Below are 23,859 nucleotides of genomic sequence, written 5' to 3'. Positions count from 1 at the left end.
GGCTCCGGAAATTACAGCTCAACGCTCTGGTTATCAATCAGACGCGCCTGGCCCAGCCATGCTGCCATCAGGATCACCGCACGTTTGCTGCTGTCGGTCAGGTCGAGCAGGGTATCGGCGTCGCGAATCTGGATATCATCGGCGCGGAAGCCTTTCTCGTTCAGCTCCTGCTCGGCGATAGCAATCATCTCGCCCTGGTCACGCTCACCGGCTTTCAGTTTTTCCGCCACGCGGCTCATCACCTTGTACAGACCCGGCGCGATTTTACGCTGCTCGGCGGTGAGATAACCGTTGCGTGAGCTGAGTGCCAGGCCATCTTTGGCGCGGATAATCGGCACGCCGACGATCTCAATGTCGTAGCCGAGATCGGCGACCATCTTGCGGATCAGCGCCAACTGCTGGAAGTCTTTCTCACCGAAGCAGGCGATATCCGGCTGGATCAGGTTGAAGAGCTTGCTGACGATGGTCGATACGCCGCGGAAGTGGCCCGGACGGCTCGCGCCTTCCAGCATGGTCGAGAGGCCCGGTACGTCGACGAAGGTCTGGCTTTCGGTACCCTGCGGATAGATTTCCGCTTCCGACGGCGCAAAGACGAAATCAACTTTACGTTTGTTCAGCTTCTCGCAGTCTTCCTGCAGCGTACGCGGGTAGCGCGCCAGGTCTTCGACACGGTCGAACTGCATCGGGTTAACAAAGATGCTGACTACCACTACGTCCGCACGGGTTTTGGCTTCTTCAACCAGCGTCATATGGCCGTCGTGCAGGTTGCCCATGGTGGGAACCAGCGCAACGCGTTTACCTTCATGACGCAGACGACGGATATGCTGGCGCAGCAGCGGCAGGGTTTCAATAATCAGCACAGCAGGACTCCTTGAGTTATCTGATGGTCCATAGCAGCGCCTGATGGCGCTACGCTTATCAGGCCTACATTCGTTGGCGGTTTGTAGGCCGGATAAGACGCATGGTGTCGCCATCCGGCATGGTCAGCAAAATTAGTGGAAACTATGTTCTTCGCCCGGATACGCCCCGGACTCGACTTCCGCCATATACTGCCGTACCGCGGCGCGCATGTCGCCCGCTTCAGCGAGGAAGTTTTTGGCAAATTTAGGAATATGGCCGCCGGTGATGCCGAATGCATCGTGCATCACCAGAATCTGCCCATCGGTGACGTTACCTGCACCAATGCCGATAACCGGAATCGACAGCGCTTCGGTGACGCGTTTTGCCAGCTCAACCGGCACGCACTCCAGCACCAGTAGCTGCGCGCCGGCGGCTTCAAGTGCCAGCGCATCGTCGAGCAGCACCTGGCCTGCATCACCGCGGCCCTGCACCTTATAACCGCCGAAGATGTTGACCGACTGCGGCGTCAGCCCCAGGTGGCCGCATACCGGCACGGCGCGGTCGGTCAGCATTTTTACGGTATCCACCAGCCAGGCACCGCCTTCAATCTTGACCATGTTCGCCCCGGCACGCATCACGGTTGCCGCGTTTTCAAACGCCTGTTCCGGCGTGGCGTAGGCCATAAACGGCAGATCGGACAGCAGCAGGCAGTGTGGTGCGCCGCGACGAACGGCGCGGGTGTGGTAGGCAATGTCTTCAACGGTTACCGGCAGCGTGGAATCGTGGCCCTGAACGGTCATGCCAAGAGAGTCGCCTACCAGCATCACGTTGATGCCTTCGTCGGCGAACAGTTTGGCAAAGCTGTAGTCGTATGCCGTGATGGTCGCGAAGCGTTTTTTCTCTTGTTTGCATTTCTGCAATAAGGCGATGGTGGTCGGTTTCATAATAATCCCTGATGGTAAGATCGTATTACCCGGCATTCTAACAGCCGAAATCAGGGGGGCAATGACTTTAGGCAAACGATACCAGGGAGAGCAGGGATCGCTAAAAAAGGAGGGCGCGCTACCAGCGCGCTGGGCAGTTTTCCGCCAGTGCATCAAGGCGCTGACGCAGGCTGACGCCATCCGGGAAGATAAGCGTAGGGGCAATCTCGAACAGCGGCCACAGCATAAAGCCGCGGTTGTACATGTCGTAGTGCGGGACGGTCAGATTATCGGTATGAATAATATCCTGACCAAATAGCATAATGTCTAAATCGAGGGTACGCGGCCCCCAGCGTTCGGCTTTGCGCTGACGCCCCTGCTGCAGTTCGATACGCTGGGTATGGCTGAGCAGTACATCGGCGGCGAGCGTGGTTTCCAGCGCCACGGCGGCGTTCAGGTAATCGGGCTGATCCTGTGGGCCGAGCGGCGGGGTACGGTAGAACGCGGAGACGGCAACGACCCGGCTTTCCGGGATCGCGCCGAGGGCCTCAACGGCGGCGTTCACCTGCTCCAGCGGAGAGGCGAGGTTGCTGCCGATGGCGATATAGGCAACGGTCACGCACTGCCCTCACGGCGTGGTGCGCGTTTGCGCGGACGGCGGTGGCGACGACGGGTATCCGGCTCATCGCCCAGCTCGTTGAGCATATCTTTCTGGGCCGGTGGCGCAACCACCTGGAACTCGCCCCACCATTGGGTCAGACGCTGCAGTTCGCCGTTGTGTTCGGCTTCAGCACGCAGGGCCAGCAGATCGTAAGCAGCGCGGAATTTTGGATGCTCCATCAGCTTCCAGGCGCGTTTACCCTGACGACGGGACATCCGCAGCTGCAGCTGCCAGATATCACGCACCAGCGTGGTAATACGTTTTGGAATTGCCAGCGAACGGCAGGCTTCATCCAGCACCTCGTTCATCGCCAGTGCGAAGGCATCGTAATAGGCCAGTCCGCTCTCCTGAGCGATTTTCTGCGCCATCTCCAGCAGCGGATACCAGAACATCGCGGCGAACAGGAACGCCGGATTAACGCGCATATCATTATGAATGCGGGTATCGGTGTTCTTCAGCACCTGAGAGATGATGCGTTCCATCGGGCTATCACCGTCTTCAGTGAAGTAGCGGGTGATGGTCGGGAACAGCGGCTGGAACAGATTGTATTCGCGCAGCAGCTTGTAGGTTTCGAAGCCGTAGCCTGCCTGCAGCAGCTTGAGCGCTTCTTCGAACAGGCGCGCCGGCGGCACGTCGTTCATCAAGGTTGCCAGACGCGGGATTGGCTCAGCGGTTTCCGGGCTGATGCGCATATCCAGCTTCGCGGCAAAGCGCACGGCGCGCAGCATACGCACCGGGTCTTCACGGTAGCGGGTTTCCGGGTCGCCAATCAGGCGGATCACGCCGTCGATCAGATCCTGCATACCGCCAACGTAGTCACGAACGGTGAAGTCCGCCACGCTGTAGTAGAGGCTGTTGATGGTGAAGTCGCGGCGCTGGGCATCTTCTTCGATGGAGCCGAAGATGTTATCGCGCAGCAGCATACCGTTTTGCCCACGCTGTGAGGTGGTGCGATCGGACTGGCCGTCTTCGTGGTGACCACGGAAGGTGGCGACTTCGATAATTTCGGGGCCGAACATGACGTGTGCCAGACGGAAGCGACGGCCCACCAGACGGCAGTTGCGGAACAACTTGCGAACCTGGTCAGGCGTGGCGCTGGTGGTCACGTCGAAATCTTTTGGTTTTTTGCCTAGCAGCAGGTCGCGAACGCCGCCGCCAACGAGGTAAGCCTCGTAGCCTGCTTTGTTCAGACGATAAAGAACCTTGAGGGCATTCTCGCTGATATCTTTGCGTGAAATAGCGTGCTGCTCGCGCGGAATAACGGTCATAGCAGGTTTAGCGACGGCGTTTTCAGCCTCGCACTCCTCACGGCTCAGCACCTTGCGGCAAAAATTAGCGACTCGGGTAAAAATGGTGCACCTCGGTAATATCTGACTTTGGGACAAAATGTACTCAATGGATTTTGCGTTGCGGCAAAGCGACAAGTTTGCGAATCCCCAAGAGCATAGATAACTATGTGACTGGGGTGAGCAAACGCAGTCAACGTAGCCGCGGCGCGAAAGACGACGAGTAAAAATAGCGGCTAATCATAGCTCAGCATAACGCATTTGAGAATGGCGGATTGATCTTCACCATTTCAGGTACCTGATTTAGCGACCATAGCGCGACCGCATTATGCAGTAATTCTGTCGTGCTGAAATCCTGCCATTGCGCCGGAATATCCTGGCCTAAAAAGCGCAGCGCCTCGATAAGTACGGGACGTGGATCGCCGGCTGGTAGGGCAGGTGCATGATTTTGCTTAGAAAGTTTAGCACCTTCTTCATTCAACGCCAGCGGCAGATGAATATAGTCTGGTGCCTGCCAGCTAAACTGCTGGTAGAGCGAAATCTGTCGCACGGTGGGTTCAATCAAATCTGCACCGCGAACAATCTCCGTAACCCCCTGAAACTGGTCATCGACCACCACCGCGAGATTATAGGCAAACAAACCATCACGACGATGAATGATGAAATCTTCACGCGCGAGACGTTCGTCGGCCTTGATGGTGCCACGCAACAGATCGGTGAATTCGGTTACCGGGTGCGTCTGACGCAGACGCAGGGCCGCATTTTCCGGACCATAATTGAGGTCACGGCAGTGACCATCGTAGGTGCCACCGATGCTCTGGATGCGCGCGCGGGTACAGGTGCAGTAGTAGCACAGGTTCTGGCTTTTCAGCCACGCGAGGGCTTCACGATAGGCATCGTGCCGCTGCGACTGCCAGAGAACGTCACCGTCCCAGTGGAGGCCGTAATGTTCCAGCTGATGCAAAATGGTGGTTGCAGCACCGGGAACTTCACGAGGGGGATCGATATCTTCGATGCGAACTCGCCAGATACCCTGCTGGGCACGAGCTTGTAGATAGCTTCCCAGGGCGGCAATCAGCGACCCAAAATGCAGTTCACCGGAAGGGGAAGGGGCAAATCGCCCTATATAAGGTTGTGTCGACATGATTATTGCAATAAAAAAACAACAAGGCGGGAGAGATTCCCGCCTTGAAGATAGAGAGTTAGCGTTCTCTTAACCTGCCATCTGCTTTTCGCGGATTTCTGCCAGCGTTTTGCAGTCAATGCACAGGTCAGCCGTTGGACGTGCTTCCAGACGACGAATGCCAATTTCAACACCACAGGATTCGCAGTAGCCGAAATCTTCATCTTCCACTTTCTTCAACGTCTTCTCGATCTTTTTGATCAGCTTACGTTCACGATCGCGGTTACGCAGTTCGAGGCTGAACTCTTCTTCCTGCGCGGCACGGTCTACCGGGTCCGGGAAGTTTGCAGCTTCGTCCTGCATGTGAGTAACGGTGCGATCGACTTCATCCCTAAGTTGATTACGCCATGCTTCAAGAATACGTCGGAAGTGCGCCAGCTGGGCTTCGTTCATATACTCTTCGCCCGGTTTCACCTGGTACGGCTCCACCCCTGCGATGGACAGAATACTCAGGGACGATGTTTTACGGTTTTGCCCTTCTTGCATGTTGTTTCTCCTTAACACGCACTATCGATCCCCGTGTTCGGGGGAAAAATCAGGCCGCTATAAATAACAGATGCTTTTCCTGATGGCAATTATCTAAACGTAACACTTGACAATGCTGTGAGGAAAAGCGTATTTGCGCCGCAGCCCGAACACTTTCTATGCAGATACCCCCGGTGATAACGCAATGGGTAACGGCGATATCAGAGTCATATTATCGGCAGAAAGTTCCGCTTTATAAGCCAAAATCTCTACCCCCTTTCTCTTTGCTTCAATGAGTAACTCTGCGTATTTAGCATCAATATGGTGTGCAGGAGAGAAATATTCAATGGCTGAGTGCAAGATAGTAAACAGTAAAACGGCGCGTTCGCCCCTGGCGACAACGCCCATCAGCTCGCGTAAATGCTTCTGTCCGCGCACGGTCACCGCATCCGGAAAGTAACCAAATTCATTTTCCGCAAGTGTGACTGACTTCACTTCAATATAGCAGTTGGGACGATCATCTGCCTGTAACATGATGTCAATTCTGCTGCTTTCTTCACCGTATTTCACTTCGGTTTTCAGCGTGTTGTAGCCGGTGAGTTCGGGAAGACGTTGGGCCAGAATGGCCTCTTTTGCCAGGGTGTTTGCCCGCAGCGTATTGACGCAGATAAATGCCCCTTGCTGGGTCTGAGTTAATTCCCATGTATGTGGATATTTTCGTTTAGTATTTTCTGATGTTGAATACCAAACGGTGTCACCTTGGGTTGCACAACCGGTCATTGCACCGGTGTTGGGGCAGTGCAGCGTGAAGGTTTCACCTTCGGGGGTGACAACATCGGCGAGGAAGCGTTTGTAGCGTTGAATCAGCGTGGCGTGCTTGAGCGGTGGCGTAAACTTCATACGTTTTCCTTATTATGATTCGCTGAGCGTCCAGCGCTGTAATGGCGTGTATTTTGTGCGCCCCCGGACAAAGCGTGATTCGTATAGCGCGAACCCGGTCACTGGAAACGTCCAGAGAAAACCAGGTGCGGGAATAGGCACCGCCTGCGCGGCGTTGCGCAGCAGCGTCAGGTGCGGGTGAAACGGCTGCGGGCTTTGATAACAGCCGCTGCGGGCGGCCTGAGCGCGAAGCATATTGGCGAGCTGCAGCAGCCCACGCGGCGGCTGGCGCGTACCGAGCCACACCACGCGCGAGCGTAGCCACTGTCCGGCATCATCCAGATTCAGCGTAAAACCGGGCTGGCGGATACGTCCTGCCATGGCGGCCAGCGCGCGCTGTTTCTCCTCGCTCACCTCGCCCAGAAACGCCAGCGTGATATGCAGATTGGCAGCGACCACGGGGACGCCAGCGTCGTCGGCAAAATTATCGGCGCGCCACTTCACCAGCTGCTTCTGGATGGGCTTTGGGATCTCAACGGCGAAAAACAGCCTTTTTGACTCTGACATGGTGGGGACTCGGTTATGAATTGAGGCGATGCTACAATGTCCGCCGTTTAATGTTAACCCTCTGGAGCCATTCGTGTCCCTGTTGCCGGTCGCAAGCATCCTTCCTGAACTCCTTCATGCCTTACGGCAATCGCCGCAGGTGCTGCTGAACGCGCCAACGGGTGCAGGTAAATCCACCTGGCTACCGCTGCAAATTTTACGCGACGGCGGCATTAACGGGCGTATTTTGCTGCTGGAGCCGCGCCGTCTGGCGGCACGCAATGTCGCGCAGCGCCTGGCGGAACTGCTGGGTGAGAAGCCGGGAGAAACGGTCGGCTACCGCATGCGAGCGGAAACCTGCGTAGGGCCCACGACCCAGTTAGAGGTTGTGACCGAAGGGATCCTGACGCGTATGATCCAACACGATCCCGAACTGTCTGGCGTGGGGCTAGTGATCCTCGATGAATTCCATGAACGTAGCCTACAGGCCGACCTCGCGCTGGCGCTGCTGCTGGACGTTCAGCAGGGGCTTCGTGATGATCTCAAACTGCTGATCATGTCGGCCACCCTTGATAACGACAAGCTGCAGCATCTGCTCCCGGATGCGCCGGTGGTTATCTCCGAAGGTCGCGCGTTTGCGGTGGATCGTCGCTATCAGTCGCTGCCTGCGCACCAGCGCTTTGATGAGGCGGTGGCTATTGCGACGGCGGAACTGCTGCGTCATGAAAGTGGTTCGCTGCTGCTGTTTTTACCGGGGGTTGGCGAAATTCAGCGGGTGCAGAATCACCTGGCGGAGCGCGTAGCCGACGATGTCCTGCTCTGTCCTCTCTATGGCGCGTTGCCGCTCAGCGAGCAGCGTCAGGCGATTCTTCCCGCCCCAGCGGGCAAGCGGAAGGTGGTGCTGGCAACCAATATTGCCGAAACCAGTCTCACCATCGAAGGTATTCGCCTGGTGGTGGACAGCGCCCAGGAGCGCGTGGCGCGTTTTGACGTGCGCAGCGGGCTGACACGGCTGATAACCCAGCGCGTCAGCCAGGCCTCGATGACCCAGCGTGCCGGGCGTGCGGGGCGTATGGAGCCGGGTGTGTGTGTGCATCTGCTGGCAAAAGATCAGGCCGAGCGTGCGGCGGCGCAGAGCGAAGCGGAAATATTGCAAAGCGATCTCTCGTCGCTGCTGCTCGAACTCTTGCAGTGGGGCTGTAACGATCCGTCGCAGCTCTGCTGGCTGGATACGCCTCCCGCGGTGAACCTGGCGGCAGCGCGTCGCCTGCTAACGCAGCTAGGCGCGTTAACAGACGAGCGCTTAACCGCGAAAGGGCAGAAAATGGCGGCGCTGGGGAACGACCCACGCCTCGCGGCGATGCTGGTGGCGGCGGATAGCGACGATGAAGTGGCTACGGCGGCGCGGCTGGCAGCCATTCTGGAGGAGCCTCCGCGTGGCGGTAGCGGCGATCTCATGCAGGCCTTCACCCGTTCGCAGGGGCAGTGGCAGCAGCGAAGCCAGCAGCTTTGTAAGCGGCTTAATCGCCGTGCGGGGCAGCCTGACAGCGACGCGATTCCTGCGCTGCTGGCGCAGGGTTTCCCCGACCGCATCGCCCGCCGACGCGGGCAGGAAGGGCGCTATCAACTCGCCAACGGTATGGGGGCGATGTTAGACGCCGACGATGCGCTGAATCGCCACGAATGGCTGATTGCGCCCCTGCTGTTACAGGGCAATGCCTCGCCGGATGCGCGCATCCTGCAGGCCTGTGTGCTGGATATTGATGCGCTGGTGGCGCGCTGCCCGCAGCTGATTCAACAATCTGACACTATCGAGTGGGATGATACCCAGGGCACGCTGAAAGCGCTGCGCCGAAGCCAGATTGGTCAGTTAACGCTGAGCGTGCGCCCGCTGGCGAAGCCGTCGGAAGAGGAGTTGCACCGGGCGATGCTCACCGGCATTCGCGAGAAAGGGCTAAGCGTGCTCAACTGGACGAACGAAGCGGAACAGCTACGCTTGCGTTTACAATGCGCTGCGCGCTGGTTGCCGGAAGATGAGTGGCCTGCGGTGGATGACGCCTCGCTGCTGGCGGCGCTGGAGAGTTGGTTGCTGCCGCACATGAGCGGCGTTCACTCGTTGCGCGGGTTGAAATCGCTGGATGTTCATCAGGCGTTGCTGGAATGGTTGCCCTGGTCATTACGACAACGTCTGGTGAGTTTGCTGCCAACTCATTACACTGTGCCCACAGGAAGTCGGATAGCTATTCGCTATGATGATGAGAACCCGCCGGCTTTGGCGGTGCGTATGCAGGAGATGTTTGGCGAAGCCAGCACGCCGACTATCGCTGAAGGGCGGGTGGCGCTGGTGCTGGAGTTGCTCTCTCCGGCGCAGCGTCCGCTGCAGATCACGCGCGATTTAAGCGCGTTCTGGCAGGGGGCGTACCGGGAAGTGCAAAAAGAGATGAAAGGGCGCTATCCGAAGCACGTCTGGCCGGACGATCCGGCAAACACCGCGCCGACACGGCGGACGAAAAAGTATTCGTGATGGTGTTGTTCCCGGCAGGCCGGGCTGCATCAAAACGTAGCCCGGCCGAGCGAATGCGACGCCGGGGAAAAACTGCATAAAATTGAGAGATATCTTCTTCTGTCCCGTGGCAGAAGAATTGAGAATCAGGCCTTTATGCCTGAATGTTGCGGAGAGAAAGCATGGCGGGGAATGACCGCGAGCCGATTGGACGTAAAGGCAAGCCTGCACGTCCGGCAAAGCAAAAGGTAAGCCGTCGACAGCTCAGAGATGATGAGTATGACGACGATTATGATGATGATGGCTATGACGATGAAAAACCGCGCTCGCGTAAAGGCGGCGGGAAAGGGAAAAAACCGCGCGGCAAGCGCCGTTGGTTCTGGTTCCTGGTAAAACTCGGCATCGTTTTTGCCGTGCTGATCGCCATTTATGGCGTGTATCTGGATCAAAAAATCCGTAGCCGCATCGACGGTAAAGTCTGGCAGTTGCCAGCGGCAGTTTATGGCCGCATGGTGAGCCTTGAACCGGATATGCCGATCAGCAAAAAAGAGATGGTGCAGCTGCTGACGGCGACCCAGTATCGCCAGGTATCGGCGATGACGCGGCCCGGTGAATTTACCGTGCAGGCCAACAGCATTGAGATGATCCGTCGCCCGTTCGATTTCCCGGACAGCAAAGAGGGGCAGGTGCGTGCACGCCTGACCTTTGATGGCGATCACCTGGAAACCATCGAGAACCTGGACAGCAACCGTCAGTTCGGTTTCTTCCGTCTCGACCCACGCCTTATTACTATGATGTCCTCGCCAAACGGCGAGCAGCGTCTGTTTGTGCCGCGCAGTGGTTTCCCGGATCTGCTGATCGATACGCTTATCGCCACTGAAGACCGTCACTTCTACGAGCACGACGGTATCAGCTTCTACTCGATGGGCCGCGCGGTGCTGGCGAACCTGACCGCCGGTAGAACGGTGCAGGGGGCGAGTACGCTAACCCAGCAGCTGGTGAAGAACCTGTTCCTCTCCAGCGAACGTTCTTACTGGCGTAAGGCGAACGAAGCCTACATGGCGCTGATCATGGACGCCCGCTACAGCAAAGACCGCATTCTTGAGCTGTATATGAACGAGGTGTACCTCGGCCAGAGCGGCGACAATGAAATCCGCGGCTTCCCGCTGGCGAGCCTGTACTACTTTGGCCGCCCGGTGGAAGAGCTGAGCCTTGACCAACAGGCACTGCTGGTGGGGATGGTGAAAGGGGCTTCAATCTATAACCCATGGCGTAATCCGAAACTGGCGCTGGAGCGTCGTAATCTGGTTCTGCGCCTGCTGCAACAGCAGAAGGTCATCGATCAGGAACTGTACGACATGCTGAGCGCGCGTCCGCTGGGTGTACAGCCGCGCGGCGGGGTGATTTCACCGCAGCCAGCGTTTATGCAGATGGTGCGTCAGGAGCTGCAGGCGAAGCTGGGCGATAAAGTGAAAGATCTCTCCGGCGTGAAGATCTTTACCACCTTCGATTCGGTAGCGCAGGATGCGGCAGAAAAAGCGGCAACCGATGGCATTCCGGTGCTGAAGAAACAGCGTAAGCTGAGCGACCTTGAAACCGCGATGGTGGTGGTCGACCGCTTCAGCGGCGAAGTGCGTGCGATGGTTGGCGGCGCTGAGCCGCAGTTTGCGGGCTACAACCGAGCCATGCAGGCGCGTCGTTCGATTGGTTCTCTGGCAAAACCGGCGACCTATCTGACGGCCTTAAGCCAGCCGAACCAGTACCGCCTGAATACCTGGATTGCCGATGCGCCAATTGCGCTGCGTCAGCCGAATGGTCAGGTGTGGTCACCGCAGAACGATGACCGTCGCTATAGCGGTCAGGTGATGCTGGTAGATGCGCTGACGCGTTCCATGAACGTGCCGACCGTTAACCTCGGTATGGCGCTGGGTCTGCCTGCGGTTACCGACACCTGGCTGAAGCTGGGCGCGCCGAAAGATCAGCTCAACGCCGTGCCGGCGATGCTGCTGGGGGCGCTGAACCTGACGCCGATTGAAGTGGCCCAGGCGTTCCAGACCATCGCCAGCGGCGGTAACCGTGCACCGTTGTCGGCGCTGCGTTCGGTGATTGCGGAAGACGGTACCGTGCTGTACCAGAGCTATCCGCAGGCTGAGCGTGCCGTTCCGGCGCAGGCGGCTTATCTGACGTTGTGGACCATGCAGCAGGTTGTGCAGCGTGGTACTGGCCGTCAGCTGGGCGCGAAATACCCGAACCTGCATCTGGCAGGGAAAACCGGGACTACCAACAACAACGTCGATACCTGGTTTGCCGGGATTGACGGTCGTGAAGTGGTGATCACCTGGGTAGGCCGCGATAATAACCAGCCGACCAAGCTGTACGGCGCCAGCGGTGCGATGTCTATCTACCAGCGTTATCTGGAGACTCAGTCGCCTATCGCGCTGGATCTGACGCCGCCGGAAGACGTGGTGAATATGGGCGTGGACGATGGCGGTAACTTCGTCTGCGGCGGCGGTGGCACCCGTATGCTGCCGGTCTGGACTACCGACCCTGATTCACTCTGCCAGCAGAGCCAGCAGGCTATCGAGCAGCAGCAGTCAGCGAACCCGTTTGACTCTTCCTCTTCGCAGCCTCAGCAGCAGCAACAGCAGCAGCCGGCGCAGGAGAAGAAAGACAGCGACGGCGTAGCGGGCTGGATTAAGGATATGTTCGGCGGGAATTAATACCGCCCTGGCGGGGATCGGTGCCAATCCCGGCGTCACTTCGTTCGTCCGGGCTACAGCCGATTTTGTAGCCCGGACGAGGCGTTCACGCCGACTCCGGGATGGCTCGATACCGTATTGGTACTAAGCCTCTGCGTCGTGCAGGGGCTTTTTTTATCTCTAAGTTTTTTCTTTTTCTTAACGCCATTATTTCATCTGTTTAATTCTTAACCCCTTAATTCTGGTAGGGACTTATATCGCTTGCTATGCGCGCAATGCATGACCTATTATTCCCATCGTTATAATAATAATTCTCGTTTACGTTATCATTCACTTCATCAGAGATATACCAATGGCGCGTCTTAAAACTGCTCAGCCAACCCACTCGCTGCGTAAACTCGCAGTTGTAGTAGCCACGGCGGTTAGCGGCATGTCTGTATATGCACAGGCAGCAGAACAACCTAAAGAAGAAACCATCACCGTCACCGCAGCACCGGCGGCCCAGGAAAGTGCCTGGGGCCCGGCTCCGACGATTGCGGCGAAGCGTTCAGCAACGGCAACTAAGACTGATACTCCGATTGAGAAGACTCCGCAGTCGATCTCAGTCGTTACTAATGAAGAGATGCAGATTCACCAGTCACGTTCCGTCAAGGAAGCTCTGGGATACACCCCAGGCGTTGTCGTGAGCAACCGTGGTGCATCCAATACCTACGATTTTGTTAGCATTCGTGGTTTTACTTCAGTTGGCCTAAGCCAGAACAATTATCTGGATGGTCTGAAGCTGCAAGGTAACTTTTACAACGATGCAGTAATCGACCCATATATGCTGGAACGCGTTGAGTTGATGCGCGGACCAACTTCCGTGCTATACGGTAAGAGCAATCCGGGCGGGATCATCTCCATGGTGAGTAAACGCCCGACGACTGAACCGCTGAAAGAAGTGCAGTTCAAAATGGGAACAAATAATCTGTTCCAGACTGGTTTTGATTTCAGCGATGCGCTGGATGATAACGGCGAATTTTCTTACCGCCTGACAGGGCTGGCGCGCTCTAATAACGAGCAGCAGGACCACTCAGAGCAGCAGCGGTACACCATCGCGCCATCGTTCTCCTGGCGTCCTGATGACAAAACCAACTTTACGTTCCTTTCCTATTTCCAGAATGAGCCTGAAACTGGTTATTACGGCTGGTTACCAAAAGAAGGGACCGTTCAGCCATTACCGAACGGCTCACGTCTGCCTAGCGACTTTAATGAAGGTGCTAAAAACAATAGCTATTCGCGCAACGAGAAGATGGTTGGGTATAGCTTTGAACATGGTTTCAATGACACCTTCACCGTACGCCAGAATTTACGCTTTGCTGAAATGAAAACGGCTCAGCAGAGTGTTTATGGTACTGGTATCTGTACGACCAACACCTATAACGCACCATGTCAGGCCATTCCAGTCGCCGATCAAGATCACTATCTCGGACGTGGTACCGTTGTTGATAATGAGCGTTTGCAGAACTTCAGCGTTGATACCCAACTGCAGAGCAACTTTGCTACTGGAACGGTTGATCATACGTTGCTGACCGGTATCGATTTCATGCGTATGCGTAACGATATCAATGCCAAGTTTGGCAGTGCCCCGGCACTTGATCTCTACAACCCGCAGACCCTGGATAACTTTGACTTTGATTCGGCTGAGCCATATCAGATGAACGAAACCAAACAAACGGGTATCTACGTTCAGGATCAGGCTGAATGGGACAAATGGGTCTTCACGCTGGGTGGCCGATATGACTGGTCTCAGCAAGCGACTACCGTCAGAGAGAACTCAACCACTCCGGTTGGCGGCTATATTGAACGTAATGACCACCAGTTCACGTGGCGTGGTGGTGTAAACTATCTGTTCGATAACGGTATTTCTCCGTATGTCAGCTACAGTCAGTCATTCGAACCGAATGCATTCGATCTGTATAGCGTTCCGCGCATGGCGTTTGCGCCATCAAAGGGCGAGCAGTATGAAGCCGGCGTGAAATATGTGCCGAAAGATATGCCTATTGTGATTACGGCAGCGGCATATCACCTGACCAAAACTAATACCCTGACCACCGATCCGAATAACTCAAATCTCCAGGTTCCATCGGGAGAAGTTCGCTCACAGGGCTTTGAATTTGAAGCTAAAGCAGCGGTAAATGCCAATATTAACGTCACTGCTTCATACACCTACACGGACGCTGAGTACACGAAAGATACAAAGCTGAAGGGCAATAACGTTGAGCAGGTTCCACAAAATATGGCTTCGCTGTGGGGGGATTACACCTTCCACGATGGTGTGCTGTCTGGCCTGACGCTGGGTACCGGTGGACGCTTTATTGGTTCAAGCTATGGCGATCCGGCGAATACCTTCAAAGTTGGCAGTGCTGCTGTGATGGATGCGGTTGTCAAATATGACCTGGCACGCTTCGGTATGGCTGGCTCCAGCGTTGCAGTCAATGTGACCAACCTGCTTGATCGTGAATATGTTTCCAGCTGCTTCCAGACCTATGGCTGCTTCTGGGGCGCTGAGCGCCAGGTTGTTGCTACCGCAACGTTCCGTTTCTAACCACCTCCAGGGCGCGGATTTTCCGCGCCCTTTAACATGTTGACGGTTATGCAGGACAAGACAACTCATTCTGATACGACCTTTTCTCTGGAACAGGTCGTTTTTCGCGTTCCAGGCCGTACGCTTCTTCATCCTCTCTCCTTAACTTTTCCCGCGGGCAAAGTGACCGGCCTTATCGGTCATAACGGCTCGGGCAAGTCCACGCTGCTGAAAATGCTCGGCCGCCATCAGCCGCCGTCGGAAGGCGAGATTCTGCTGGACGGTCAGCCGCTGGCGAGCTGGAACAGCAAAGCCTTTGCTCGCAAGGTGGCCTACCTGCCGCAGCAACTGCCGCCCGCAGAAGGGATGACCGTCCGTGAACTGGTGGCGATTGGTCGCTACCCTTGGCACGGCGCGCTGGGCCGTTTCGGTGTGGCCGATCGTGAAAAGGTCGAGGAAGCGATTTCCCTTGTCGGGCTGAAGCCGCTGGCGCATCGCCTGGTCGATAGCCTCTCCGGCGGCGAACGTCAGCGCGCGTGGATTGCCATGCTGGTGGCGCAGGATAGTCGTTGCCTGCTGCTCGATGAGCCAACCTCGGCGCTGGATATCGCCCATCAGGTTGACGTGCTGGCGCTGGTGCATCGCTTAAGCCAGCAGCGCGGTCTGACGGTGGTTGCGGTTCTACACGATATCAACATGGCGGCGCGCTACTGCGACTATCTGGTGGCGCTTCGCGGCGGTGAAATGATTGCTCAGGGAACGCCGGATGAACTGATGCGCAGCGACACGCTGGAGCAGATTTACGGCATCCCGATGGGTATTCTTCCGCATCCAGCCGGTGCCGCACCGGTAAGTTTTGTCTATTGATGGCTGATTCGAATTTGATAAACCGCCGCCGTTTTCTGGCGGCGATGGCGCTCTCGCCGCTGCTCTGGCAGATGCAAAAAGCCCAGGCCGCGCCGGTGAACGCTGAACGTATCGTGGCGCTGGAGTGGCTGCCCGTGGAGCTGATGCTGGCGCTGGGCGTCACGCCTTACGGCGTGGCGGATATCCCTAACTATCGCATGTGGGTCAACGAACCGGTGCTGCCGGACTCGGTGATTGACGTGGGGCTGCGTACCGAACCCAATCTTGAACTGCTGACCCAGATGAAGCCATCGATGCTGGTCTGGTCTGCGGGATATGGCCCCTCACCGAAGATCCTTGCGCGCATCGCACCGGGGCGCAGCTTTGCCTTCAGCGACGGCAAGCAGCCGCTGGAGCAGGCGCGGCGATCGCTGCTGGAGATGGCGGAACTGCTCAATAAGCAGGATATTGCTCATCGCCATCTGGCGGAGTTTGATGCCTATATCGATAGTCTGAAGCCACGCTTTGCACAGCGCGGCGAACGCCCGCTGCTGATGATGTCGCTGCTCGACCCGCGCCATATGCTGGTGTTTGGCCCGAACTGCCTGTTCCAGGAGATCCTCGATCGCCTGGGCGTGAAGAACGCCTGGCAGGGCGAAACCAATTTCTGGGGCAGCACGGTGGTCGGTATCGACCGGCTGGCGGCCTACAAAGACGTTGATGTGCTCTGCTTTGACCACGGCAATGCCGCTGATATGCGCCAACTGGCCGCCACGCCGTTATGGCAGGCGATGCCTTTTGTACGTGCGAATCGCGTGCAGAACGTTCCGGCGGTGTGGTTCTATGGCGCGACGCTGTCGGCGATGAACTTCGCCCGTATCCTTGATAATTCACTGGGAGGCAAAGCGTGAAAACGACTCGCTCTCCTTTTGCCGCAGTGTTACTGCTGGCGCTATTTGTCGTCGGGCTGGCGCTGACCTGGTTTAACTTCAACCTCGCGCTGCCTCACTCACTCTGGTTCCAGGCGATGCGCCAGCCGGATATTAACGCCATCGATCAGATGCTGTTCCACTACAGCCTGCTGCCTCGCCTGACTATCTCACTGCTGGTCGGTGCCGGGCTGGGGCTGGTGGGCGTGCTGTTCCAGCAGGTGCTGCGTAACCCATTGGCTGAACCAACCACGCTTGGCGTGGCTACCGGCGCGCAGTTGGGGATGACCATCACCGCGCTGTGGGCCATTCCTGGCGTGCTGGCCTCACAGTTTGCCGCGCTGGCGGGGGCTTGTATCGTCGGTGCGCTGGTATTCGGCGTGGCATGGGGCAAACGCCTCTCGCCGGTGACGCTGATTCTGGCCGGGCTGGTGGTGAGCCTGTACTGCGGGGCGATAAACCAACTGATGGTGATTTTCCATCACGACCAGCTGCAAAGTATGTTCCTGTGGAGCACCGGGACGCTGACTCAAACCGACTGGAGCATTGTGCAGCGTCTGTGGCCGCAACTGCTGGGCGGCGTGATGCTTACGTTGCTGCTGCTGCGCCCGTTAACGCTGATGGGGCTGGATGATGGCGTGGCGCGCAACCTGGGGCTGGCGCTATCGCTGGCGCGTCTGGGCGCGTTGACGCTGGCGATCGTTATCAGTGCCTTTCTCGTCAATGCGGTGGGGATTATCGGCTTTATCGGCCTGTTTGCGCCGCTGCTGGCGAAGATGCTCGGCGCGCGACGCTTGCTCTCCCGCCTGATGTTGGCACCGCTGATTGGCGCGCTGATTCTATGGCTCTCCGACCAGGTTATCCTCTGGCTGACCCGGGTGTGGATGGAAGTCTCTACCGGCTCCGTGACCGCGCTGATTGGTGCGCCGTTGCTGCTCTGGCTGCTGCCGCGACTGCGCAGCATGAGCGCGCCGTCAATGAACGCTAATGACAGCGTGGCGAATGAGCGTCGGCACGTGCAGTGGTTTGCGCTGGGCGGGCTGGCTATCCTGCTGGCCGCGATGTTTGTCGCACTGTCGCTGGGGCGCGATGCGCACAGCTGGCACTGGGCGAGCGGTACGCTGCTCGACGAACTGATTCAGTGGCGCTGGCCGCGTATCGCCTCGGCGCTGATTGCCGGGGTGATGCTGGCGGTGGCGGGCTGTATTATTCAGCGCTTAACCGGCAACCCGATGGCGAGCCCTGAAGTGCTGGGGATCAGCTCCGGGGCGGCCTTCGGCGTGGTGCTGATGCTGTTCGTTGTGCCGGGCAACGCGTTTGTCTGGCTGCTGCCGGCGGGGAGTCTGGGGGCGGCGGTCACGCTGCTGGTTATCCTGATTGCCGCCGGGCGCGGCGGATTTTCACCGCACCGTATGCTGTTGGCGGGGATGGCGCTCAGTACCGCGTTTACCATGCTGCTGATGATGCTGCAGGCGAGCGGTGACCCACGCATGGCGCAAATCCTGACGTGGATTTCTGGTTCAACCTATAACGCGACCGGCAAGCAGGTGGTGCAATCGGCCATTGCCATGATCATTTTCCTGTTGCTGGTGCCACTTTGCCGCCGCTGGTTAACCATTCTGCCGCTGGGCGGCGAAACGGCGCGCTCTATCGGTATGGCGCTGTCACCGGCACGTATCAGCCTGCTGCTGCTGGCGGCGTGCCTGACGGCGGCGGCCACGCTGACCATCGGGCCGTTAAGCTTTGTTGGGCTGATGGCGCCGCATATTGCGCGCATGATGGGCTTCCGTCGTACGATGCCGCATATCGTGATGTCGGCGCTGATTGGTGGGCTGATACTGGTGTTTGCTGACTGGTGCGGGCGGATGCTGATGTTCCCGTATCAGGTGCCAGCGGGGCTGCTGTCGACCTTTATCGGTGCGCCGTATTTTATCTATTTGCTGAGAAAGCAGAGCCGATAAAAAAGCCGGATGGCGCATGCGCTTATCCGGCCTACAGATTGTGCGATTCACGTAGGCCGGGTAAGGCGAGGCCGCCACCCGGCATGTGTCTCTGACTTACAGCTTCGCAAACACCCGACGCGCAGCATCAACGGTGTTGTTGATATCTTCTTCACTGTGGGCGATGGACATAAAGCCCGCCTCAAACGCTGACGGTGCCAGATACACGCCTTCATCCAGCATCAGATGGAAGAAGCGCTTAAAGCGTTCAACGTCGCACTTCAGCACGTCCTGATAGCAGGTCACTTCTTTGGCATCGGTGAAGAAGATCCCGAACATGCCGCCGACGTTGTTCACCACCAGTGGGATACCGGTTTCCTGCGCGGCATCCAGCAGACCCTGCGCCAGTTGGTTGGTCAGGTCGGTCAGGGTTTCGTGAACGCCCGGCTGCGCCACCTCGGTCAGGCAAGCGAAGCCCGCCGCCATCGCAATCGGGTTACCGGAAAGGGTACCCGCCTGATAAACCGGGCCGGTTGGTGCCAGCGCATCCATCACGTCGCGACGGCCGCCGAAGGCGCCCACCGGCATGCCGCCACCGATGATTTTGCCAAGGCAGGTCAGATCCGGCACCACGTCGTAGTAGGACTGTGCGCCAGCCAGCGCCACGCGGAAGCCGGTCATCACTTCATCGATAATCAACAGCGCGCCGAACTCGTCGCACAGCGCGCGCAGGCCCGGCAGGAAATCAGCCTGCGGTGGGATGCAGTTCATGTTGCCGGCAACCGGTTCAACGATGATGCAGGCGATATCCTGCGGGAACTGCTCGAACGCCGCGCGTACGGACGCGAGATCGTTATAGGTGCAGGTAAGGGTGTGCTTGGCGAAATCTGCCGGCACGCCCGGTGAGTTTGGCTGGCCGAGGGTCAGCGCGCCGGAGCCCGCTTTAACCAGCAGGCAGTCGGCGTGGCCGTGGTAGCAGCCTTCGAATTTGATGATTTTGTCACGGCCGGTGAAGCCGCGCGCCAGACGAATGGCGCTCATGGTCGCTTCGGTACCGGAGTTGACCATACGCACCATGTCCATGGTTGGCACCAGTTCGGTAACCAGTTTCGCCATGGTGACTTCCATCTCGGTCGGCGCACCGAAGCTCAGGCCGCGCTCGGCCGCTTCAATCACCGCATTACGGATGGCAGGGTGGTTATGGCCCAGCACCATCGGCCCCCAGGAACCGACATAGTCGATATAGGCTTTGCCATCCACGTCGTACAGATACGCGCCGTCCGCACGCTCGATAAACAGCGGCGTACCGCCCACGCCGGTGAAGGCACGTACCGGGGAGTTCACTCCGCCAGGGATTAGTTCACGCGCTGCGCTATAGAGGTTTTCAGATTTGCTCATTGCCAGGATCCTGGTTCGTGGAAAATGTTTTGCCCGCTATTCTAAATTATTCCATAGAGGTTATGAAATTTTTGACCATTGTGGTGTGAATGTTGGGCAACAGAAATGATAGTGGCTGCCTTGTTACCAGCAGCGGAGAGGTCGGGCTGAAAATGGCCCGCCTTATGAGCGGGTTGAGTTTTGTCTCAGGGGGAAAATGCGCGTGTTGATAATGGCAATATTGACTTCGCAAGGGGTGCCGTCATCAAGATAAACGGTTTCATCAAGTTCCAGAACGGAGTCATTCTCTTTGAGATTCAATAGATTAAGAATATCTTCGTCAACCAGGTTGATAGCGGTTAAATTCTGATCGCGGCGCTGGACCTTTTTACCGGTGATGCTTTCGATATAGCTATATTTTGATATTTCGAGCTGGCTTAATTCCATGCTGGTAAACATATTGACCGGCAGATGGATATGCTCAAGGGCGACGGGAATATCGTCAAAACACATCAGGCGTAAGATTTTATAGATCTGATCGCTATTTTTTATCCGCAAAGACTGCGCGATTTCCGGCGACGGTACTTTCATAATGCTGAATTTGATGACTTTTCTGACGCCCTTATGGCCGCTCTTCTGCGCCTGGAAATCAAAAGGCGACAGGGCGTGGAATCTGCCGGAATGGTTGCTTTTACCAATGGCACCGACGAACAAACCGGAGCCCTTCACGCGGTAAATTCGCTGCTGCTCGATCAACAGCCGCGTGGCTTCGCGCACCGTGGCGCGAGTAATGCCGATGTTTTTGGCAATAGCAATCTCTGTGTCCAGTTTATCCCCTGGCAAAAGACCATCGGTCTTTATCTTCCTGAGAATATAATCGACCACCTCTTTTTGCTTCTCTGTAATGCCATCAACCATCGACTTTCTTCCTAACCAATGTGGGCGATAACGCCGCTGGATCCTGTTTACATGTATGCCTGACTTTGTTTTCGGTCGACCAGACCGTTAACGTCATATTGTGAGCAAGTTAACGAATTTGAGTGAACAAACGCCGCATCGCGATAAAATGCATTTTTGCATATTGTATCTGGACACGTCTATGTGCATCATCAAGATGACTAGACAAGTGAAACATGTATAGACGTATATTGAAAGACGTAAGGATGCAGTAATAACGGGATGTTTTAAAGTAATTATTTGTATTTAAATGATTATTTTATAATTCGTTGCCGGGAGAGAACTCAAGCCGCGTTGAACGGTATGGCTGAGCAATACAACAACAAAAAGTAAGGTCTCTTTCGACATGTCTATTCATGCTGGCGTGGGGAAAACCCCGCAAACGTTATTGTTGAACGTAAAATCCAGGTAAAAAGAGAGACGTATGAGCAACAGAAAATTAGCGAATGCCATTCGAATTCTGAGCGTCGACGCGATTCAGAAAGCCAACTCCGGCCACCCGGGCGCACCGATGGGTATGGCTGATATTGCCGAGGTCGTCTGGCGTCATCACCTTCGCCATAACCCGAAAAATCCGCAGTGGTTTAACCGCGATCGCTATGTGCAGTCGAATGGTCATGGCTCGATGCTGATTTATTCTCTGTTGCACCTCACGGGCTATGATCTGAGCATGAATGACATCCGTGAATTCCGTCAGCTTCACTCTCGTACGCCTGGACACCCGGAATATGGCTATACGCCCGGCGTTGAAACCACCACCGGCCCGTTGGGGCAAGGGGTAGCGAATGCCGTCGGCATGGCCATTGCCGAGAAAGCGCTGGCCGCTGAATTCAATAAGCCTGGGTTTGATATCGTCGATCACTACACCTGGCTGTTCCTGGGCGATGGCTGCCTGATGGAGGGTATCTCCCATGAAGCATGCAGCCTGGCCGGAACCTTAGGGCTGGGGAACCTGATTGCCGTCTGGGACGATAATGGCATCTCTATCGATGGGCATGTTGAAGGCTGGTTCGCTGAAGATACCGCCGCCCGCTTCCGTGCCTATGGCTGGCACGTGATCGAAGGTATTGATGGTCACGATCCGCAGGCGATTGACGCTGCCGTTCGCGAAGCCAAACGGGTCAGCGATAAACCAAGCCTGCTGTGCTGTAAAACCATTATCGGTTTCGGCTCGCCGAATAAAGCGGACAGCCATGAATGCCACGGTTCGGCGCTGGGCGCTGATGAAGTTGCCCTGGTGCGCGAGCGCCTCGAGTGGCCGTATCCGCCGTTTGAAATTCCTGCCGATATTTACGCTGCCTGGGATGCGACCGAAAAAGGGGCGCAGGACGAGCAGGCATGGGAGGCGCTGTTTGCCGATTATGCACTGCAATGGCCTGAACTGGCCGCCGAGTTTGTCCGCCGTATGAAGGGCGAACTGCCTGCGCAGTGGGCAGGGAATATCCAGCACTATATTGACGATTTGCAGGCCAACCCGGCATCGCTGGCCACGCGCCAGGTGAGCCAGAACTGCCTAAATTTTTTCGCCGATATGATGCCTGAGTTGATGGGCGGGTCAGCGGATCTTTCGCCGTCTAACCTGACCAGGCATCAGAAGTCCGTCGATTTTACCGCCGAGCATGGGGCGGGGAACTACCTTTCTTATGGCGTTCGTGAATTTGGCATGTCGGCCATTATGAATGGCCTGGCGCTGCACGGCGGGTTTATCCCTTACGGCGGCACCTTCCTGATGTTTATGGAATATGCCCGCAATGCGCTGCGCATGGCGGCACTGATGAAGATTCGTTCCATCTTTGTCTATACCCACGACACCATCGGTCTGGGCGAAGATGGCCCGACACACCAGCCGGTTGAGCAGCTGGCTTCGCTGCGCCTGACGCCGAATATGGAAACCTGGCGCGGATGCGATCAGGTGGAAGTGGCGGTCTCCTGGCAGCAGGCAATTGAACGTCAGGACGGGCCATCGGCCCTGGTGCTGACCCGTCAGCCGCTTGAACAGCAGGCTCGCAGCGCGGAACAACTTAACAATATTGCGCGTGGCGGCTATGTGCTGGTCGATTGCGAGGGTGAGCCTGAGCTGATCCTGATATCCGCAGGCTCAGAGGTGGCGTTGGCGGTTGCCGCGGCTCGTACGCTGCAGCAGGAAGGCCATCAGATTCGCGTGGTTTCCATGCCGTGCACCGAGCGCTTTGATAAGCAGGATGAAGCCTATAAAGAGTCCGTATTGCCGAAACGCGTGCGTAACCGTCTGGCGATAGAAGCCAGCATTGAAGGGTTCTGGCAGCGCTATACCGGGTTGGATGGAAAGGTTATTGGCATGGACTCCTTTGGGGAATCTGCGCCAGCGAGCGTCCTGTTTAAATACTTTGGCTTTACGAAAGAGAATGTGACGGAAACTGCCCGTCGCATGCTTTAGTCACCCCATTTTTTCATTAAGAACGATAGGTAATATCCATGCCAACATTATCCAACTGGCTGAATAAAAACAAAGTTCAGTATGTTCAATCGGTAAGTGACTGGAAAGAGGCGATCCAGATTGCTGCTCGTCCGCTGCTGGATGAAGGGGCGATTTCACCTGCCTATATCGATTCGATTATCAAACAGAAAGAAGAGATCGGCCCCTATTTCGTGATTGCGCCGCGTATCGCGATGCCGCACACGCGGCCAGAGCATGGTGCAAAGGCATTGGGTCTCTCTATTGTTAAACTGGGACAGGCGGTTGAGTTCAATTCGGAAGAGAACGATCCGGTGGACGCGATTTTCATGTTCTCGGCCCCGGACAGCAATAGCCACATTGAAATGATTTCGCAGCTCGCTGAAGTGCTGTCAGATGATGAGGTGATGCAGCAGATTTTTAACACGCAAAGTACTGAAGAATTGCAGGCGATTTTGCTCGGTGAAACGTCGGCGTCTTGTTAATGACACCCCAATCGTAAAAATATGAGGTCTACTATGAAAATTATGGCGGTATGTGGTTCAGGTCTGGGTAGCAGCTTTATGATGGAAATGAACATCAAAAAGGTGCTCAAAAAAATTAATATCACGGCGGACGTTGAACACTCTGATTTGGGTTCCGTAACGCCCGACGTGGCCGATGTTTTCGTGATGGCGAAAGATATCGCCTTCAGCGCTAACTTACCGGCAGATAAAGTTATTGTGATTAATAACATTATCGACCTGAACGAAGTTGAACAAAAAATAAAAGACTACTTTGACCAGCAATAATTAAGTCGGGCAAGAAAAATACCCTGCGACAGAG

Annotated in this window: 19 protein-coding genes; 9 read left to right on the top strand and 10 right to left on the bottom strand. The window is 56.4% G+C overall.

Going from position 1 to position 23,859, the window contains the following annotated elements; translation table 11 throughout:
• Window positions 1–11: 11 nt before the first annotated feature.
• From panC to thpR, 8 genes are all read right to left on the bottom strand, one after another.
• A complete protein-coding gene (panC, locus tag ACLGE8_RS11710) occupies window positions 12–860 on the bottom strand; it encodes a pantoate--beta-alanine ligase (protein WP_410998644.1) in 849 nt (282 codons plus the stop codon).
• 132 nt (window positions 861–992) lie between these two features.
• Window positions 993–1,784: a 3-methyl-2-oxobutanoate hydroxymethyltransferase gene (gene panB, locus ACLGE8_RS11705; RefSeq protein WP_410998642.1), complete on the bottom strand. Its 792-nt coding sequence runs from the start codon at window positions 1,782–1,784 to the stop codon at window positions 993–995.
• A 118-nt stretch (window positions 1,785–1,902) separates the two neighbouring features.
• Entirely contained in the window at window positions 1,903–2,382 is a 480-nt protein-coding gene (gene folK, locus ACLGE8_RS11700) for a 2-amino-4-hydroxy-6-hydroxymethyldihydropteridine diphosphokinase (RefSeq protein WP_410998640.1), read from the bottom strand.
• Window positions 2,379–3,776 (bottom strand): polynucleotide adenylyltransferase PcnB, encoded by a 1,398-nt coding sequence (pcnB, locus tag ACLGE8_RS11695; RefSeq protein ID WP_410998800.1) that lies wholly within the window; start codon window positions 3,774–3,776, stop codon window positions 2,379–2,381. The genes folK and pcnB overlap by 4 nt, the downstream gene beginning before the upstream one ends.
• A gap of 181 nt (window positions 3,777–3,957) precedes the next feature.
• Entirely contained in the window at window positions 3,958–4,854 is an 897-nt protein-coding gene (gene gluQRS, locus ACLGE8_RS11690) for a tRNA glutamyl-Q(34) synthetase GluQRS (RefSeq protein WP_410998638.1), read from the bottom strand.
• 69 nt (window positions 4,855–4,923) lie between these two features.
• Window positions 4,924–5,379, bottom strand: a complete 456-nt coding sequence (gene dksA / locus ACLGE8_RS11685) for an RNA polymerase-binding protein DksA (protein ID WP_035891939.1) — start codon at window positions 5,377–5,379, stop codon at window positions 4,924–4,926.
• A 156-nt stretch (window positions 5,380–5,535) separates the two neighbouring features.
• The gene (sfsA, locus tag ACLGE8_RS11680) at window positions 5,536–6,258 is read right to left on the bottom strand and encodes a DNA/RNA nuclease SfsA (protein WP_410998636.1); all 723 of its coding nucleotides are present in this window, start codon (window positions 6,256–6,258) and stop codon (window positions 5,536–5,538) included.
• Window positions 6,259–6,270: 12 nt separating this feature from the next.
• On the bottom strand, window positions 6,271–6,804 hold the full coding sequence (gene thpR, locus ACLGE8_RS11675; RefSeq protein ID WP_410998634.1) for an RNA 2',3'-cyclic phosphodiesterase: 534 nt from the start codon (window positions 6,802–6,804) through the stop codon (window positions 6,271–6,273).
• A 73-nt stretch (window positions 6,805–6,877) separates the two neighbouring features.
• Here thpR and hrpB point away from each other — a divergent pair, with 73 nt between their 5' ends.
• The 6 genes from hrpB to fhuB all read left to right on the top strand — a co-directional run bounded on the left by hrpB (window position 6,878) and on the right by fhuB (window position 18,287).
• Entirely contained in the window at window positions 6,878–9,307 is a 2,430-nt protein-coding gene (gene hrpB, locus ACLGE8_RS11670) for an ATP-dependent helicase HrpB (RefSeq protein ID WP_410998633.1), read from the top strand.
• 161 nt (window positions 9,308–9,468) lie between these two features.
• Window positions 9,469–12,006 (top strand): bifunctional glycosyl transferase/transpeptidase, encoded by a 2,538-nt coding sequence (gene mrcB, locus ACLGE8_RS11665; protein ID WP_410998631.1) that lies wholly within the window; start codon window positions 9,469–9,471, stop codon window positions 12,004–12,006.
• Window positions 12,007–12,337: 331 nt separating this feature from the next.
• Entirely contained in the window at window positions 12,338–14,572 is a 2,235-nt protein-coding gene (gene fhuA / locus ACLGE8_RS11660; protein ID WP_410998629.1) for a ferrichrome porin FhuA, read from the top strand.
• 48 nt (window positions 14,573–14,620) lie between these two features.
• The gene (fhuC, locus tag ACLGE8_RS11655) at window positions 14,621–15,418 is read left to right on the top strand and encodes a Fe3+-hydroxamate ABC transporter ATP-binding protein FhuC (RefSeq protein ID WP_333495945.1); all 798 of its coding nucleotides are present in this window, start codon (window positions 14,621–14,623) and stop codon (window positions 15,416–15,418) included.
• A complete protein-coding gene (fhuD, locus tag ACLGE8_RS11650) occupies window positions 15,418–16,308 on the top strand; it encodes a Fe(3+)-hydroxamate ABC transporter substrate-binding protein FhuD (RefSeq protein WP_410998627.1) in 891 nt (296 codons plus the stop codon). Before fhuC ends, fhuD begins: the two co-directional genes overlap by 1 nt.
• Window positions 16,305–18,287 (top strand): Fe(3+)-hydroxamate ABC transporter permease FhuB, encoded by a 1,983-nt coding sequence (gene fhuB, locus ACLGE8_RS11645; RefSeq protein ID WP_410998625.1) that lies wholly within the window; start codon window positions 16,305–16,307, stop codon window positions 18,285–18,287. The genes fhuD and fhuB overlap by 4 nt, the downstream gene beginning before the upstream one ends.
• A 96-nt stretch (window positions 18,288–18,383) precedes the next feature.
• Here the strand turns inward: fhuB and hemL are convergent, their stop codons facing one another.
• Both hemL and ACLGE8_RS11635 read right to left on the bottom strand, forming a co-directional pair.
• The gene (hemL, locus tag ACLGE8_RS11640) at window positions 18,384–19,664 is read right to left on the bottom strand and encodes a glutamate-1-semialdehyde 2,1-aminomutase (RefSeq protein WP_333011645.1); all 1,281 of its coding nucleotides are present in this window, start codon (window positions 19,662–19,664) and stop codon (window positions 18,384–18,386) included.
• 162 nt (window positions 19,665–19,826) lie between these two features.
• Complete coding sequence (locus ACLGE8_RS11635; RefSeq protein ID WP_106925532.1) at window positions 19,827–20,561, bottom strand: GntR family transcriptional regulator; 735 nt, start codon at window positions 20,559–20,561, stop codon at window positions 19,827–19,829.
• Window positions 20,562–21,024: 463 nt separating this feature from the next.
• On the opposite strand from ACLGE8_RS11635, the gene tkt reads away from it, so the two are divergent.
• Genes tkt through ACLGE8_RS11620 form a run of 3 tightly spaced genes read left to right on the top strand, consistent with a single transcriptional unit; the run spans window position 21,025 to window position 23,825 of the window.
• Window positions 21,025–23,016: a transketolase gene (gene tkt, locus ACLGE8_RS11630; RefSeq protein ID WP_410998623.1), complete on the top strand. Its 1,992-nt coding sequence runs from the start codon at window positions 21,025–21,027 to the stop codon at window positions 23,014–23,016.
• A gap of 38 nt (window positions 23,017–23,054) precedes the next feature.
• A complete protein-coding gene (locus tag ACLGE8_RS11625) occupies window positions 23,055–23,519 on the top strand; it encodes a PTS sugar transporter subunit IIA (protein ID WP_410998621.1) in 465 nt (154 codons plus the stop codon).
• 33 nt (window positions 23,520–23,552) lie between these two features.
• Window positions 23,553–23,825, top strand: a complete 273-nt coding sequence (locus ACLGE8_RS11620) for a PTS sugar transporter subunit IIB (protein ID WP_185669232.1) — start codon at window positions 23,553–23,555, stop codon at window positions 23,823–23,825.
• Window positions 23,826–23,859: the final 34 nt, after the last annotated feature.

This window comes from Kluyvera sp. 142486, assembly GCF_046569695.1.
Taxonomy (GTDB): Bacteria; Pseudomonadota; Gammaproteobacteria; order Enterobacterales; family Enterobacteriaceae; genus Kluyvera.
This window is presented reverse-complemented; position numbering and strand designations above follow the sequence as displayed.

What these genes read in the sequence shown, in the direction of transcription:
- sfsA (WP_410998636.1), bottom strand. Translation starts at nt 6,258, where the DNA reads ATGAAGTTTACGCCACCGCTCAAGCACGCCACGCTGATTCAACGCTAC.
- panB (WP_410998642.1), bottom strand. Translation starts at nt 1,784, where the DNA reads ATGAAACCGACCACCATCGCCTTATTGCAGAAATGCAAACAAGAGAAA.
- tkt (WP_410998623.1), top strand. Translation starts at nt 21,025, where the DNA reads ATGAGCAACAGAAAATTAGCGAATGCCATTCGAATTCTGAGCGTCGAC.
- ACLGE8_RS11625 (WP_410998621.1), top strand. Translation starts at nt 23,055, where the DNA reads ATGCCAACATTATCCAACTGGCTGAATAAAAACAAAGTTCAGTATGTT.
- mrcB (WP_410998631.1), top strand. Translation starts at nt 9,469, where the DNA reads ATGGCGGGGAATGACCGCGAGCCGATTGGACGTAAAGGCAAGCCTGCA.
- gluQRS (WP_410998638.1), bottom strand. Translation starts at nt 4,854, where the DNA reads ATGTCGACACAACCTTATATAGGGCGATTTGCCCCTTCCCCTTCCGGT.
- ACLGE8_RS11620 (WP_185669232.1), top strand. Translation starts at nt 23,553, where the DNA reads ATGAAAATTATGGCGGTATGTGGTTCAGGTCTGGGTAGCAGCTTTATG.
- ACLGE8_RS11635 (WP_106925532.1), bottom strand. Translation starts at nt 20,561, where the DNA reads ATGGTTGATGGCATTACAGAGAAGCAAAAAGAGGTGGTCGATTATATT.
- dksA (WP_035891939.1), bottom strand. Translation starts at nt 5,379, where the DNA reads ATGCAAGAAGGGCAAAACCGTAAAACATCGTCCCTGAGTATTCTGTCC.
- fhuA (WP_410998629.1), top strand. Translation starts at nt 12,338, where the DNA reads ATGGCGCGTCTTAAAACTGCTCAGCCAACCCACTCGCTGCGTAAACTC.
- fhuC (WP_333495945.1), top strand. Translation starts at nt 14,621, where the DNA reads ATGCAGGACAAGACAACTCATTCTGATACGACCTTTTCTCTGGAACAG.
- thpR (WP_410998634.1), bottom strand. Translation starts at nt 6,804, where the DNA reads ATGTCAGAGTCAAAAAGGCTGTTTTTCGCCGTTGAGATCCCAAAGCCC.
- fhuD (WP_410998627.1), top strand. Translation starts at nt 15,418, where the DNA reads ATGGCTGATTCGAATTTGATAAACCGCCGCCGTTTTCTGGCGGCGATG.
- hemL (WP_333011645.1), bottom strand. Translation starts at nt 19,664, where the DNA reads ATGAGCAAATCTGAAAACCTCTATAGCGCAGCGCGTGAACTAATCCCT.